The sequence below is a fragment of the Cytophagaceae bacterium genome, from assembly GCA_016722655.1.
Taxonomy (GTDB): Bacteria; Bacteroidota; Bacteroidia; order Cytophagales; family Spirosomataceae; genus Leadbetterella.
This window is the reverse complement of the sequence record JADKIR010000004.1, coordinates 1,699,199-1,713,998: the sequence shown is the minus strand read 5'-3', so window position 1 is coordinate 1,713,998 and position 14,800 is coordinate 1,699,199. Positions and strand designations below refer to the sequence as shown.

The following is a 14,800-nucleotide window of genomic DNA, read 5'->3' as shown; positions in this document are numbered from 1 at the left end:
TTTTATGAAAATGATATTTTACTTAATTAAGAGTGATTTCCAATGCAAGACCTCTTAGTTCATGCACCAACACGTTGAACGACTCAGGGATACTTGCTTTCGGAAGGTTTTCACCCTTAACGATAGCTTCATAAGCCTTGGCACGACCCAATACATCATCAGATTTCAGTGTAAGAATCTCACGCAATACATGTGATGCACCAAAAGCCTCAAGAGCCCAAACCTCCATCTCACCGAAACGCTGACCACCAAACTGAGCTTTACCTCCTAATGGCTGTTGCGTAATCAAAGAGTATGGTCCGATAGAACGGGCGTGCATTTTGTCATCAACCAGGTGACCCAGTTTCAACATATACATGATACCCACTGTAGTTTTTTGGTCAAAAGGCTCTCCGGTAAGTCCGTTGTAAAGCTGAGTACGACCATATTCTGCCAATCCGGCTTCTATCAACTCTGAATTAACCTCTTCGGCTGAAGCACCATCAAAAATTGGAGTTGCATATTTACGTCCCAATTTACGTCCTGCCCAACCCAGTACAACTTCATACAGCTGACCGATGTTCATACGGGAAGGTACACCAAGAGGGTTAAGTACGATATCCATTGTGCTACCATCTTCAAGGAAAGGCATGTCTTCATCGCGAACGATTTTGGCAACCACCCCTTTGTTACCGTGACGACCGGCCATTTTATCACCCACTTTCAACTTACGTTTTTTAGCAATGTAAACTTTAGCCAATTTAACGATACCAGCAGGAAGTTCATCCCCTACTTCGAGAACAAACTTCTCTCTTTTGAATACGCCGATGATTTCTGATCTTCTGGTCAAATAGTTTTTAACCAAAGAAATCAAAGAAGCATTTAGCTCGTCATCGCTTGTCCAGCCTTCAAGTATAATATCACCAAAAAGATTTGACTCTTCAGGAACATTGTAGGTGCTTTCATCAACAAACGGGTTTTTATCAGGGAAAAGATTATTAGAGATGTTAGATTTATTGAATTTAACACCTTTTGATATCAATTCTTCACCAAATTTATGCTTAACTCCGTTACAAGTCTGACCATCCAAAAGGGTAGTCATTTTATCAATCATCACATTTTTCAGATCAGAAAGATTCTTGCTATGGCTTTTAAGAAGTGTTTTAAGCTCTTCTTTATGTTTAACTCTTTCTTCTTTTGAAGGGCGTGAGAACAATTTTGTATCTATAATAACCCCTCTTAATGAAGGAGGTGCTTTTTTAGAAGCATCTTTCACATCGCCGGCTTTGTCGCCGAAGATAGCACGAAGAAGTTTTTCTTCCGGTGTAGGATCAGATTCCCCTTTTGGAGTAATCTTACCAATCAAGATATCACCTTCTTTGATGTGAGTACCAGTACGCACGATACCGTTTTCGTCCAGGTTTTTAACAGCTTCTTCTGATACGTTTGGAATCTCAGCTGTAAGCTCTTCTTCTCCACGCTTGGTATCACGAACTTCCAAGTCAAACTCTTCGATGTGTATTGATGTAAAGATATCTTCACGAACAACCCTTTCAGAGATAACGATGGCATCCTCAAAGTTATAACCTTGCCAAGGCATGAATGCAACCTGAAGGTTACGTCCAAGAGCAAGTTCGCCACCTTGAGTAGCATATCCTTCTACCAAAATCTGACCTTTTGTTACTTTCTGACCTTTTAATACAATTGGGCGAAGGTTAATGCAAGTATCCTGGTTGGTACGACGGAATTTAATCAGACTGTAAGTTTTGAGGTTAGTATCAAAATTAACAAGTTTCTGATTTTCAGACCAATCATAGTTTACTACGATTTTATCGGCATCAACGTAATCGATAACGCCTTCTCCTTCCGCCACCACAAGTGTACGAGAGTCACGGGCAAGTTTTCCTTCAAGTCCTGTACCAACAATTGGGGCTTCGGGACGCAACAAAGGCACCGCCTGACGCTGCATGTTTGAACCCATCAGCGCACGGTTGGCATCATCATGCTCAAGGAATGGAATCAATGAAGCAGCAATGGCAACGATTTGATTAGGAGCAATGTCCATGAATTCAATTTCGCTAGGGTTTTTCAAAGGAAAATCCCCTTCATATCTACATTTTAGAAGATCAATACTGAAAGTACCATCTTTTTTGGTTTCTGAAGTAGCCATGGCTATGTGTTTACCATCTTCTTCTTCAGCTGTCAAATATTCTATTTCGCCCGAAAGCTTACCCCCTTCTATTTTCATATAAGGAGTTTCAATAAAGCCCATCGAGTTAACTTTTGCAAAAGTACAAAGTGAAGATATCAAACCGATGTTTGGACCCTCTGGAGTTTCGATAGTACACAGACGACCATAGTGCGTATAGTGAACGTCACGAACCTCGAAACCGGCTCTTTCACGCGAAAGACCACCTGGTCCTAAGGCTGAAAGACGACGTTTGTGAGTAATCTCAGCCAATGGGTTGGTTTGGTCCATAAACTGAGAAAGCTGGTTAGTCCCAAAGAATGAGTTGATTACAGAAGACAAAGTACGGGCGTTGATCAAATCAACCGGCTTGAAGTCTTCGTTATCACGAACGTTCATTCTTTCTTTAATGGTACGGGCCATACGGGCAAGACCTACTCCGAATTGTCCTGAAAGCTGCTCACCTACAGTACGTACACGACGATTTGACAAGTGGTCAATATCATCGACAACTGCTTTGGAATTTATAAGTCCAATCAGATATTTCACGATTGAAATGATGTCTTCTTTGGTCAAAACCGAAGTTTCCAAAGGAGTATCAAGGCTCAATTTGGTGTTTACTCTGTAACGACCCACCTCACCCAAATCATAACGCTTATCAGAGAAGAATAAGCCCTGGATGATTTCACGAGCCGTGGCCTCATCAGGTGCTTCAGTGTTTCTCAACTGACGGTAGATTTGCTCAACGGCCTCTTTTTCAGAGTTTGAGCTATCTTTTTGAAGTGTATTATATATGATGTTAAATTCTGACACATTGGCATCTTCCCTGTGAAGAATAATGGATTTTTGCTCAGTATCAAGAATTAACTCAAGGTCATTCTCAGAAATAACAGAATCACGCTCAAGGATAATTTCGTTACGATCGATAGAAACTACCTCACCGGTATCTTCATCCACGAAGTCTTCTGTCCAGGTTTTAAGAACCCTTGCTGCCAGACGGCGACCAATTACTCCTTTAAGGTTTTCTTTAGTAGCAGCAACTTCTTCTGAAAGTCCGAAAAGGTCAAGGATTTCTTTGTCAGAACCAAAACCAATTGAACGTAATAGTGTAGTTACCGGAAATTTCTTTTTACGGTCGATGTAAGCATACATTACGTTGTTTACGTCGGTCGAGAACTCTATCCATGATCCTTTCATTGGGATTACACGGGCAGAGTATAGTTTTGTACCATTGGTGTGCTTGCTCATAGAGAAGAACACGCCTGGTGAACGGTGTAGCTGAGAAACGATTACCCTTTCAGCACCATTGATAACGAATGATCCACGGCCAGTCATATAAGGAATGTTTCCTAAGAATACTTCCTGCTCGATGGTCTCGAAGTCTTCGTTGTCGGTGTCATTACAAAGTAAGCGAAGCTTGGCTTTAAGTGGCACTGAGTAAGTGAGGCCTCTGTCGATACACTCATCTACAGAGTATTTGGGTTGGTCGATGGTATAATCGACGAACTCCAGTACGTAGTTTTCACGCGAGTCGGCAATCGGGAAATTGTCCATAAAAGTCTGATACAGACCTTCTGCACGGCGGCTTTCGGCCGGGGTGTCAATCTGGAAAAATTCGGTGAACGATTGCAACTGAATATCCAGGAAATCGGGATATTCTAATGCGGGCGTAACGCTTGCAAAGGACTTCCTTCCGGTTTCTGTCAATTTCAAGGTTTTAATTGTTTAAAAATGAAAAATTTTAATTACTTGTTGAAAAGTGACCCTCTCCCCCAGCCTTTTGAGCTAAAATTGAGTTTTCTTTTCAGAAAAATAATCGCAGTGAAGAAAACTATTTACCCCTTTGCATCTGCCCTACGAGTAGCAGAAGTGTATCGGATAAAAAGCTTTTTTGAGTCTAATTCCTTGTGAATCAATAACTCAGAAAGTTTTTATTTGGTGTGTCGGTGATTAGCCGCGGCAGGGATTGAGCCTTTGTTTGAGCTCCCACGCTTTGGTGTGGAGCAAGTGTCACGCTTGTGGCGTGAGCCGCCCTGATTTATCAGCCGTATTTTTATGATAAAGAACTTTATGAAAAACGGCCGGTTTTTAAATGACAAAAAGACTCGGCCAAAACTTTAACGTTTTGACCAGAGTCTGATTGTAAGACTGTTATAAAAATTATTTAATTTCTACTTCAGCACCAGCTTCTTCTAACTGAGTTTTAAGAGCTGTAGCTTCGTCTTTTGCGATACCTTCTTTCAAAGCTTTAGGAGCTGAATCAACTAATTCTTTAGCTTCTTTCAAACCTAAACCTGTAAGGTCTTTAACCAACTTCACAACCTGAAGTTTGTTAGCACCACCTGATTTAAGGATTACGTCGAATGCTGTTTGCTCAGCTACAGCCTCAGCTTCGCCACCACCAGCAGCCGGACCGGCTACCATTACAGCACCAGCAGCAGCTGGCTCAATACCATATTCGTCTTTGAGGATAGCTGCAAGCTCATTTACCTCTTTTACTGTCAAATTAACTAATTGTTCAGCGAATGCTTTCAAATCTGCCATTTTTATAGAATTTTTATTTTATAAACAATATTTAAAAATTGAATGCTGCACCTTGCAACATCCGGTTAAAAAAATCAGGCTGCTTCTTTCTCTGATAGAGTTTTAAGTATTCCAGCCAGTTTGTTGCCACCACTCTGCAATGCACCAATGACATTTTTAGCAGGTGATTGTAGCAATCCGATTACTTCGCCAATCATCTCAGCTTTAGATTTCAAGTTCGTCAGAGCGTCTAATTGGTCGTGACCAACAAACAATCCACCGTCTATTGAAGCTCCTTTAAGCTTGATTGAGTCTTTGTTTTCTTTCAGGAAATCTTTGATCAATTTGGCAGCAGCTTTACCCGATTCAGGGTGAAACATGATACCAGAGAATCCTTTAAGGACTGACTCGTTGAAAGCCGTGTAATCTGTGTCGAGCGACTCAAGAGCCTTCTCGATAAGTGTGTTTTTCACTACTATATATTCGATACCTCTGTCGAAACAAAGACGTCTAAGTTTGTTGGTTTTAGCAACAGACATACCGCTTGCGTCAGTGATATAGAAATAAGGAATGTTGGCAAACTTTTCGGTAAGATTCTCAATGATAAGTGCTTTTTCTTCTCTTCTCATGATTACAGTCCGATTATTGTTGATTTGTCAATCTGAATACCAGGTGACATAGTTGAAGACAAAGTGATGCCTTTTACGTATGTTCCTTTTGCCGAAGAAGGCTTAAGTTTGATCAATGTATGAACTAACTCGTCAGCGTTTTCAGCGATTTTCTTGGCGTCGAAAGATACTTTTCCGATACCTGCGTGAATGATACCTGTTTTATCAACTTTGAAGTCGATTTTACCGGCTTTCACTTCTTGTACTGCCTTACCTACTTCAAGGGTAACTGTACCTGATTTTGGGTTAGGCATTAAGCCACGAGGACCTAATATTTTACCCAAACGGCCCAATTTAGCCATTACGGTAGGCATGGTGATGATCACGTCGATATCAGTCCAGCCTTTTTCGATTTTTTGAATGTAATCATCCAAACCTACGTAGTCGGCACCGGCTGCTTTGGCCTCCTCTTCCTTGTCAGGAGAGCAAAGTACCAATACGCGAACGGTTTTACCTGTTCCGTGAGGAAGGGCTACTACGCCACGAACCATCTGGTCGGCTTTACGAGGGTCAACGCCCAAACGTACGTCGATGTCAACAGAAGAATCGAATTTGGTGTAGGAGATTTCTTTCAAAATTGCAGCGGCTTCTTCCAATGAATACGATTTTGTCGCATCAAATTTCGAAAGTGCTTCTTTTCTTTTTTTGCTTATTCTAGCCATAATTTTGGTAATTAGCGTCTTCTTCGGCTCGGAGGAGCTTACTCAGACTCCCAGTTTTTGTTAATTAATTAAAAAGGACTCGCACCATTGATGGTGATTCCCATGTTAGCTGCAGTACCTGCTACCATTTTCATGGCCGACTCAATTGTAAAGCAGTTAAGGTCCGGCATTTTGGTTTCAGCAATAACTTTAACCTGATCCCAGGTAACTGACCCAACTTTGTTACGGTTAGGCTGGTCTGAACCTTTCTTTACTTTAGAAGCGTCAATCAGCAATACGGCGGTAGGAGGGGTTTTGATAACAAACTCAAATGATTTGTCGGTATAGTATGTGATTAATACCGGAACCACCTGGCCCATTTTATCCTGTGTTCTGGCATTGAACTGCTTACAGAACTCCATGATGTTGATACCCTTCGAACCCAAAGCCGGACCGATTGGAGGTGCTGGGTTGGCTTGGCCACCCTTAGCTTGAAGTTTTAAGTATCCTGCGATTTCTTTCGCCATTTTCTTTTGAATTTTAAATTTGAGAAATACGAACTAACGAACTCAATCTACCCTCAGTGGCTCTGTAGTCACAATCCAGAGCTAGAAAAACAGATGATCATTCGATTCTCCAAAGCTTTTTCTCATACTCCTCAGGGGAAGCCTAACATATTGATAATATGACAAGAGACAGAGAAAAACTTCGCCAAAACGGACAAGCTGCCCAAAATGGACTGCAAAGGTAGAAAAATGATTTTGAAAAGCAAAAGTTTTTTGGGAAATAAATGCTTGAAATAGTGATTTTTATATATAGAAATAGAAAAGCATTCCATAGGTTTAAAACAATACAGCTATTTTATATCCAAAAATGATTAAAACCAATAATAAAAACCTGAACATAAACGTTTAATGGCCATTAAAAACTAAAACTATAAATCATGAAAAAATCAATTTTAACACAATCTGTCATTGTTTTCATTTTCGTTTTTTATGCAATCACATCTTTTGGCGGAACAAGAAAAATCAACCTCTCGGGTTTGGTGGTAGACTCGGAAACTTACCGGCCAGTAGAGAATGCAAGTTTTTTTGATTCTGAAAATAAACTGGTGGGCACATCAGATCAAAATGGCTATTTCACATTAATACTAAACACGCAGGAAAAGGGTGAAATGTTTTTTAGCCTAAAAATTAAGAAAAACGGGTATGAAAATTTCACACAATATGAACATTGGGGAGACTTGCAAGGGGATTCAAATGCCACTTTATATTTTGGATTAAAAAACAAAAAAGATTCAAAATCAGATGCTTTTTCAGAACTTTCTTTAATGACCGATAAACCATCTGTTGAATTGATGAAATCCGATTTAAAAAGAAAAGCTGAGAAAAGAGATTTTCTGAATGAGATTGAAACTGCAAAATCAGGCAATGATAACACATATATAATTGTAAAGGGCAAACATCTGTTGGTAAACGAATCGGGATATATAGAATTAAAATCTCAGGACGATTTCATAAAAATAAATAATGAAAATATCATTTCTGCTGCTCAAATAAACGGAAAAATAAGTCGCAAGAAAATTAAATCCATGACCACGCTGGACGATGACAAAAATACTGCAGCGATTTTCACCCGCTAGTATTTTTGAATGGAGAAACCCGGCAATAAAGAATATCTGGAGTCAAATAATCAGGAAGTGGGATTGAGTTAATGAAGGATGATTTAACGATATTAATTCGAATTAAAATTTCTGATTATTTGATTTTTGCAAAAATTCCCTACATTTATCTGAAAATAAACCTTTTATATTATGAAAAACAGAAGAATGATTTTGCTGGCGATTATGTTGGTACTCTCAATTGGTACTTTTACCCGCATTGTTGGCAATGAAAACATTAGGACAGTACAGTTTCTTTCGATTTTTGTGATTGGTGCTTTGACTTCGCTGCTAATCAGAGAAGTGGCAGAGATGATTAAAGGGAAGAAATAACGGGTGCTTTTTGGTTGGGATGAGGTTTTTCTTTATTTTTGTTGAAAGTCCAAAATTCAATAAAAATGAAAAGAATCCTGCTTTTATTATTTCTGATTTCCAATCTCTCTTTTGCTCAAAATAAAAAAGGTCAAAACGAAATTGCCTTGCCCTTACATCCCTGGCTGGCCTTATCTCAAAGTTTATATGTGGATTTTGAACACTTTAAATCACCAAAACGATCAACAACCTTTCGTGCCGGCTATCAGGGAGACAACCTGTTATTTATGATGTGGTCAAAAATGCAGTTTAATGGTATCAGGGCCGATTATGGGCAAAGGTGGTATCTCAAAGGGGAGACTTCAAAGGTTTTCCGCTTTTTTGCCGGTGTCAACGGCACTTTGGAATATTCCAAAATGAGCCTGAGAGATGATGGATTCGGAATAGCACGCGACTCGATGCAAACCAAAGGATTAAGCTTTGCTCCGGAAATAAATGCCGGGCTCAAAATAGTAGCTTTGAAACATTTTACTATTACAGGCAGTATGGGCTTCAGGTATTATTTCAATACAATGAATACTGACAAATTAACCAAAAACCCAAGCTATTGGGCTTATAATGACTGGGATAACATGCAACCTACCTGGCAGGAAAACCGAAGAGAAGTAGAGCTAAGGAATTTTAGAAAAGGTTTTATGCCTGTTCCTTATCTGCATTTTGGATGGATTTTCTAAAAAATTTCATTTCACCAAAACCTCATACGCCTCCTCAATACTGGAGGTACGGACATTCATGTAGTGAGTTTTGTGAAAAGTATTGAGCCGGTCGAGCAAGTCAACGAGCAAGACTTTTTCGGGTTCCTGCAACTGATTGAAGGCCATGTCGGAGATTTTTTCCATCCATGGCAGACTTTTTATTAATAACTCCAGACCGCTTTCTGTGATTTTGAGGCGTTTTGAACGCTTGTCTTCCACATCGGGGAATTCCGCCACCAGATTGAGTTTCACCAATCGCTTAATGACATCGATACCCGAAGGAAACTCCGAAATCATATCGTAAATCAGTTCGCTCTTTTTGGGTGTACCCATTTCCCGTAACCGCATGAGGTAAACCCAGTCTTCGATGTTATTGAGGGAAAATTTCTCCAATGCCTTTTTGGAATAAAAACTGGCATATTTGGAAAGTTTACCTGTCAAACTCGCCAATTGGCCATTTATCGTGATAAATCCGGTTTTTTTTTCCTGATAATCTTTCAAAATAAAATCCAAACAAAAATCTTTGATTTCTGCCTCAGGATTTTGGGCTTCAAATTCTGCCCAAAGATTTACCAATTGTACCAGTTTGTTCACAAAAAATATTTCCTTTTGAAATTTTAAACAAATTTAATAAAAATTTGTTTTCATAGTAAATATACTGATTTTTTAATTATTTTTGATTCATATATCTGAAATATAATATTTTTTATTATGAATTCATAATAATATGATAGCAGAACTTAAAGGCGTAAGCAAAGAATACAAAACCGGCGACCAGATAATAGTGGCTCTGCAACCCACTACTTTGAAAATTAATGAAGGTGAGTTGGTACTGATTATTGGCCCCTCCGGGTCGGGAAAAACTACGCTGCTGTCATTACTCGGTTGTGTGATTTACCCCAGCAAAGGCGACCTGTACGTGGATGGCAACCATGTAAATGAGATGAGCGAAAAAAAACTGGCAAATCTCAGACTTAACAACATCGGGTTTGTATTCCAGAATTTTAATCTGCTAAGCCCGCTCAATGCCCTGGAAAACGTAAAAATGCCTCTTCAACTCCAGGGTGTGAGTCAGACCGAATCAAAAAGAAGAGCAGAAGATGCCCTGAAAATGGTGGACATGACCGACAGGGAGAAAAGTCTGCCCAAGCAGCTATCAGGAGGGCAACAACAAAGAGTGGCCATAGCAAGGGCCCTGGTGAGTAATCCGAAAATTATTTTGTGCGATGAGCCCACGGCTTCGCTTGACAAAGGCTCACTCGATGTGGTGATGGAGGAGCTCCAGATGCTGGCAAGGCAAGGAAAAGCCGTGGCGGTAGTAACCCATGACCCCCGACTGAGAAAATATGCCGACAGGGTATTGGAAGTAGAAAATGGAATAGTAACTGAGATAAAAGATATTTTGAATCATGAATAATAAACAACTCTCTATCTGGATATTTTTGGGATTATCTCTCCCGATTTTTATCAGTTCATGTGGCTTCGACAAGAAAGAACAAGCAGCAGCAACCGATTCGCTTGCAAAAGCAAAACCTGCAGTTATAGACAAAGTGATGGGCATAGCCGTGATAGAGCCCGCCGGAAGAATGTCGAATCTGGCATCGGAAACCAATGGGGTGATCGGGCAAATTTTTGTACAAGCCGGAGCCAATATTGCAAAAGGCCAAACCATCCTGAGCCTCGACAATGATGTGGAGCAGGCCCAGATAGCCCAGGCACAAAGCAAAATAGGTACACAAAAACAAGCCATTGCGGTAGCCGAAGCCAGCCTTTCACAGCTGAGAACTCAACTCGACAAAGCCCGCAACGACCTGAGCCGCGATCAGGGCTTATTTGATGGAAAAGCTATCACAAAGGATGTTTTGGACAACTCCAAATATGTAATTGAGAATCTCGAAAAACAAATAACCACCCAAAAAGTGGCCATTGAACAGCAAAAAGCCAGGATTTCGGAAATAAATGCTGACATAAATTATTACCAGACTTTATTAGTAAGAAAAACTGTAAAGGCTCCTCAATCGGGCGTGCTTTTGTCGCTCAATGTGCATGAGGGCGAGTATTTGTCTTCGAGTCAGAGTATTGGCGAATTCGCCCCTACCGGCCCAACCATAGCCCTTACCGAAATCGATGAGCTTTTTGCAGGTAAAATAAAAGTAGGTCAGAAAGCAGAAATCAAAAATCAAGGCAGTGATGAGGTGGTTTCCACCGGCACAGTGGTACTCACTTCCCCCTATCTGAGGAAAAAATCGCTGTTTTCGGAAAACGGCACCAGCCTCGAGGACCGCCGGGTAAGAGAAGTGCGGGTGCAGCTCGATGATGCCTCAAAGGTGATTTTGGGTGCCCGGATGGAATGTTGGATCGACACTAAAGACAAATAAAATGTTCAGAACAGCCATCAGATTTTTGTTGTTTGACAAAGCCAAGACCTTCGGGGCCTTGTTTGGTGTCATCATCTCCACCTTTCTTGTGGGGCAGAATGTGGGCGTGTTTATCTTTATGAGCAACGCCATGAAGGCGATAGTGGCCAACAATGACCAGTATATATGGGTCATCGACAACAAAACCCAGAATGCCGCTCAGCTGTCGGCTCTCGATATGCGTATCAACCAGGAGCTAAAGAGCATAGAAGGCGTAAAAGATGCCTATCCACTCGTTATATCGGCGGGGGCAGCTAAGTTTGCAAACGGAAAAACCAGCGGTCTCACCATCGTAGGGGTACAGGCACCTGAGTTTGCGGGAATCTGGAATCTTTATACGGCCAAAAAAATGGACTTACTCAAAGACGGCTCTGTGATAACTGAATATTTTGATTCAAAAACACTCGGCGGGCTTCAGGTGGGGGAATATTTTGAAATAAACGGTAAAAAAGTATATAATGCAGGTCTCACAAAAGGCGTAAGGGGTTTTGGGGGAATTTATGGTTTTACGACCATAGAAAGAGCCAGGTTTCTGACCAACTATTCGGTAAACAAAGCCAATGTGTTTTTGGTAAAATGGAAATCTGAAAAAGATAAAATCAATATCATCAGCAGGATAAACGCCACCATTCCGGGCGTAAAAGCCTGGGATGCCGACGCTCTGGCCACTTCTACGCTCTTTGAGGTTCTTAAAACCAACGGCATAGCTATGTCATTTGGTAGCCTTATCAGCTTTGCCATTCTTTCGGGATTTGTAATAATCGGGCTTACGCTCTATTCTGCCGCAGTAGATAGGATCAAAGACTATGGCACCCTGAAAGCCATCGGTGCTACTAATGGCTATATTACAAGGCTGATTATCCTTCAGGCCATTCTGGTGGCAATTGTCGGTTTTATTATTGGTCGCCTTATGGTACAGGGATTCAAAATAGGCATAGCAAAATCGGGAACTCTATTTAGCTTTCCAATGATAGTGGAGGTGGCCTTGTTTGCAATCATAGTTTTAATTTCGGTTGGAGGCAGCCTATTTGCCATCAGAAAAATTAACTCATTGGAGCCAGCAGCGGTGTTTAGGTAAAAATTTTAAAATTAGACTATTATGTTCAGAATAATAATATTGCTTTTAATTCCATTTTTGGGTTTTTCTCAAAAATATAACTTAGAAACGGCCATTTCGGAAGGTTTAAAAAACCGCATTGAAATCAAAAATCAGAGGCTCTTGACCGAAATCGCCAACAAGCAAAACGCTAAAATTGCTGCTCAATGGCTACCTCAGGTTAGCGGTAGTGTAGATATGCGATGGAATACCCAACTGCAAACTACCATCTTGCCTTTTGATATCACCGGGCAAAATCCTGGAGGAAATAGCACTGTGAAATTTGGTTTACCCTTCAACAACGCACTGGGCATACAGGCAGATCAAAAAATATTTGATGCCAATAAGAAAATCGATAAGGCTATCAATGACAACACTGTGACACAGCGAGAGATAGATCTGGAGCAAAAAGTAACCCAAATCAAACAGAGCATCACGGAGGCATATTACGGAGTTTTGCTCAATAAAGAACAAATTAAGACCTTTCAGGAAGCTTATGAAAGAGCGAAAACTGCATTGGAAAATGCCGCCACGAAGTTTAAAATGGGTACTCTCCTCGAAAATGATTATAATCGGTTTGTTTTAGATGAGCAAAATGCCAAAGTGTCCATTGATAAAGCAAAGTTGGAATATGAGCTGAGCCTCATTAACTTAAAATACCAAATGGCTTTGCCTGAAAATAACGAGATAGAAGTAGATGAAGACCTGAATCTGATATTGTCCAAAACTACCGCCAATTACCTGCAGCAATACGAAAACAGGCCCGAAATAAAAGCCGAAGAAACAGCTCTGAAGCTTAACAGCCTCAATATTGACAAACAAATGGCCAAAAACAAGCCTACACTTTCGGCCTATGGCAACTACTCAGTTTTGCAGCTTAACAAACAATTTAACCCATTTTCGGCAAACACTTGGTACCCATTTAACTATGTGGGTGTTAAACTCAACGTGCCAATTTTCAACGGAAAACAAAGCTCATTGAACGCTACAGATTTCAAGATTCAGCAAGAAATAAACCGAAATAACCTGCAAAAACTAAGGTCCGATTTTGAACAAGAAGCCCGAACCAGCACCAAACAAATGGTACAAGCCAAACTGGATCTGGAACAAACCCAAAAGAACATCCAACTTGCCCAAAGCATTTATGGCGTTGACAAGTTCCGTTTCGAAAGCGGCGTATTGGCCCTCTCCGACCTCAAAAACTCAGAATACAGCCTCAAGCAAGCCGAAAACAACTATTTAAACGCCATTTATTCCTTCCTTCTGGCGGAACTGAAGTATAAGAAGGCTACTGGGAATTTTTAGGAATCAGAAATATGTTTTCACCGCAAACTCGTATTGGTCGATGAAGATTTGTTTAAAAGCCGAGATATTATTCAACTCGTAAAATAGTAGAATCGCCTTTTTATATTCACCGGAATCAATACTTCTATAAGATAAAGGACAAAGACTTTCACTCATTAATATTGCATTTGCTGTCAGGCGGGCAGTACGTTTATTTCCATCTTCAAAGGGTTGAATATAGCTAATTAATAAAACTGCAATTAAAGCTTTCTCATAAACATTTTCTTTTTTATTTATCAGGTCACACATCTTTTCTAAAGCCTCCAAAATTTGAAATTCATTTTCCAGAGGTTTGTATTTCGTGCCGGTAACTCTAACCAATCTTTTCCTTGGATTTCTGGATATTCCCATATTTTGAGTAAGCAAGGCATGAATGTCAATTATTTTTGAAACTGTCAAAAACTTATAGTCTTCTGCATAATCAAACGTATAATAAATTGCTCCTTTATGATTCAGAAGCATGGTGGCCTCTTCTTGGGTATATTTTTTGCTTTTTTCGCCATATTTCAAAAGTTGCTCCGTATCTATAAGGTCATACGTATTGCCTTCTATTTGTGATGACTTCCATGAGAGTTCAATCATTAACCTTTCAAACTCCTTTTTATAAATAATGCTATTTTTCTCAGGTTTATTGAGGTTAAATTTTTCGCCTAATGTTTCTAATTTGGCCGTTTCTTCTGTGTTTAAAAGTGAAATATTTTGTAAGATATCAAAAACATTGCTATCAAAATAAGTTTTACTCGGCCTGGATTCAATATCAACTGAAAAATAAGAATCAACATTAATTGGAAACTTTATTGCATCATCCTTAAGAGCGGTATACCGGGTATTTGGACCTTTGCCGCTTACCTCAATCAATTTTTGATTTACAAGTTTGGCCAGAGCTCTGTTTAAAGTAGGTATAGAAATGTCTTCCTTAATTAAACCAGATAAATCGGCGATGCCAATAGGTTCATTGAGTAATATTTGCAGAAATATTTTTTCTAGCCTTTGTTCCATATTTATTCTGATATCCTATCACAAATATATAAAAATCCTTTCATTGTGATAGGATTATTGGCAGTATTTGATAGGATTGAGTTTGCGTTTGACAATGTTCTCCAATTTTTTTCTATAACCAAATGAATTGATAAATTACAAAAAAGCATTGTAATGAAAACATTGAGGAAATATAAGACTTTGGAAAACTCATCCCTTTCCCAAAACAAATCCCTAAT

14 protein-coding genes are annotated in these 14,800 nt (G+C 39.8%); 7 read left to right on the top strand and 7 right to left on the bottom strand.

All coding sequences use genetic code 11. The annotated features are described in order from the left end of the window. Nucleotides 1-22: 22 nt before the first annotated feature. The 5 genes from rpoB to rplK form a co-directional block, all read right to left on the bottom strand. Nucleotides 23-3,880, bottom strand: coding sequence for a DNA-directed RNA polymerase subunit beta (gene rpoB, locus IPP61_07920; GenBank protein ID MBL0325091.1), 3,858 nt, complete (start codon nt 3,878-3,880; stop codon nt 23-25). Between the two features lie 447 nt (nt 3,881-4,327). After that, nucleotides 4,328-4,711, bottom strand: a complete 384-nt coding sequence (gene rplL / locus IPP61_07915) for a 50S ribosomal protein L7/L12 (GenBank protein MBL0325090.1) — start codon at nt 4,709-4,711, stop codon at nt 4,328-4,330. Nucleotides 4,712-4,785: 74 nt separating this feature from the next. Continuing rightward, complete coding sequence (locus IPP61_07910; GenBank protein MBL0325089.1) at nt 4,786-5,319, bottom strand: 50S ribosomal protein L10; 534 nt, start codon at nt 5,317-5,319, stop codon at nt 4,786-4,788. 2 nt (nt 5,320-5,321) lie between these two features. Then, complete coding sequence (locus IPP61_07905; GenBank protein ID MBL0325088.1) at nt 5,322-6,020, bottom strand: 50S ribosomal protein L1; 699 nt, start codon at nt 6,018-6,020, stop codon at nt 5,322-5,324. A 68-nt stretch (nt 6,021-6,088) separates the two neighbouring features. Then, a complete protein-coding gene (gene rplK, locus IPP61_07900; protein ID MBL0325087.1) occupies nt 6,089-6,526 on the bottom strand; it encodes a 50S ribosomal protein L11 in 438 nt (145 codons plus the stop codon). Nucleotides 6,527-6,942: 416 nt separating this feature from the next. Here rplK and IPP61_07895 point away from each other — a divergent pair, with 416 nt between their 5' ends. The 3 genes from IPP61_07895 (at nt 6,943) to IPP61_07885 (ending at nt 8,705) form a co-directional block, all read left to right on the top strand. Continuing rightward, complete coding sequence (locus IPP61_07895) at nt 6,943-7,641, top strand: hypothetical protein (protein ID MBL0325086.1); 699 nt, start codon at nt 6,943-6,945, stop codon at nt 7,639-7,641. A gap of 171 nt (nt 7,642-7,812) precedes the next feature. After that, the gene (locus IPP61_07890) at nt 7,813-7,992 is read left to right on the top strand and encodes a hypothetical protein (protein MBL0325085.1); all 180 of its coding nucleotides are present in this window, start codon (nt 7,813-7,815) and stop codon (nt 7,990-7,992) included. A gap of 65 nt (nt 7,993-8,057) precedes the next feature. Next, complete coding sequence (locus IPP61_07885) at nt 8,058-8,705, top strand: hypothetical protein (protein ID MBL0325084.1); 648 nt, start codon at nt 8,058-8,060, stop codon at nt 8,703-8,705. 6 nt (nt 8,706-8,711) lie between these two features. On the opposite strand, the gene IPP61_07880 is transcribed toward IPP61_07885, so the two are convergent. Next, nucleotides 8,712-9,320, bottom strand: a complete 609-nt coding sequence (locus tag IPP61_07880; GenBank protein ID MBL0325083.1) for a MarR family transcriptional regulator — start codon at nt 9,318-9,320, stop codon at nt 8,712-8,714. 133 nt (nt 9,321-9,453) lie between these two features. On the opposite strand from IPP61_07880, the gene IPP61_07875 reads away from it, so the two are divergent. From IPP61_07875 to IPP61_07860, 4 genes are read left to right on the top strand one after another with little or no spacing between them, the layout of a single operon-like run. Beyond that, on the top strand, nt 9,454-10,143 hold the full coding sequence (locus IPP61_07875; protein ID MBL0325082.1) for an ABC transporter ATP-binding protein: 690 nt from the start codon (nt 9,454-9,456) through the stop codon (nt 10,141-10,143). After that, nucleotides 10,136-11,104: an HlyD family efflux transporter periplasmic adaptor subunit gene (locus tag IPP61_07870; protein ID MBL0325081.1), complete on the top strand. Its 969-nt coding sequence runs from the start codon at nt 10,136-10,138 to the stop codon at nt 11,102-11,104. The genes IPP61_07875 and IPP61_07870 overlap by 8 nt, the downstream gene beginning before the upstream one ends. Nucleotide 11,105: 1 nt before the next feature. Continuing rightward, nucleotides 11,106-12,221, top strand: coding sequence for an FtsX-like permease family protein (locus IPP61_07865; GenBank protein MBL0325080.1), 1,116 nt, complete (start codon nt 11,106-11,108; stop codon nt 12,219-12,221). 21 nt (nt 12,222-12,242) lie between these two features. After that, nucleotides 12,243-13,544, top strand: a complete 1,302-nt coding sequence (locus IPP61_07860; protein MBL0325079.1) for a TolC family protein — start codon at nt 12,243-12,245, stop codon at nt 13,542-13,544. A 3-nt stretch (nt 13,545-13,547) separates the two neighbouring features. Here the strand turns inward: IPP61_07860 and IPP61_07855 are convergent, their stop codons facing one another. Then, nucleotides 13,548-14,582 (bottom strand): Fic family protein, encoded by a 1,035-nt coding sequence (locus tag IPP61_07855; GenBank protein ID MBL0325078.1) that lies wholly within the window; start codon nt 14,580-14,582, stop codon nt 13,548-13,550. Between the last annotated feature and the right edge of the window lie 218 nt (nt 14,583-14,800).

Coding starts and splice junctions, on each gene's coding strand:
- rplL (MBL0325090.1), bottom strand. CDS start 4,711: ATGGCAGATTTGAAAGCATTCGCTGAACAATTAGTTAATTTGACAGTA.
- IPP61_07910 (MBL0325089.1), bottom strand. CDS start 5,319: ATGAGAAGAGAAGAAAAAGCACTTATCATTGAGAATCTTACCGAAAAG.
- IPP61_07905 (MBL0325088.1), bottom strand. CDS start 6,020: ATGGCTAGAATAAGCAAAAAAAGAAAAGAAGCACTTTCGAAATTTGAT.
- rplK (MBL0325087.1), bottom strand. CDS start 6,526: ATGGCGAAAGAAATCGCAGGATACTTAAAACTTCAAGCTAAGGGTGGC.
- IPP61_07895 (MBL0325086.1), top strand. CDS start 6,943: ATGAAAAAATCAATTTTAACACAATCTGTCATTGTTTTCATTTTCGTT.
- IPP61_07890 (MBL0325085.1), top strand. CDS start 7,813: ATGAAAAACAGAAGAATGATTTTGCTGGCGATTATGTTGGTACTCTCA.
- IPP61_07885 (MBL0325084.1), top strand. CDS start 8,058: ATGAAAAGAATCCTGCTTTTATTATTTCTGATTTCCAATCTCTCTTTT.
- IPP61_07875 (MBL0325082.1), top strand. CDS start 9,454: ATGATAGCAGAACTTAAAGGCGTAAGCAAAGAATACAAAACCGGCGAC.
- IPP61_07870 (MBL0325081.1), top strand. CDS start 10,136: ATGAATAATAAACAACTCTCTATCTGGATATTTTTGGGATTATCTCTC.
- IPP61_07865 (MBL0325080.1), top strand. CDS start 11,106: ATGTTCAGAACAGCCATCAGATTTTTGTTGTTTGACAAAGCCAAGACC.
- IPP61_07860 (MBL0325079.1), top strand. CDS start 12,243: ATGTTCAGAATAATAATATTGCTTTTAATTCCATTTTTGGGTTTTTCT.
- IPP61_07855 (MBL0325078.1), bottom strand. CDS start 14,582: ATGGAACAAAGGCTAGAAAAAATATTTCTGCAAATATTACTCAATGAA.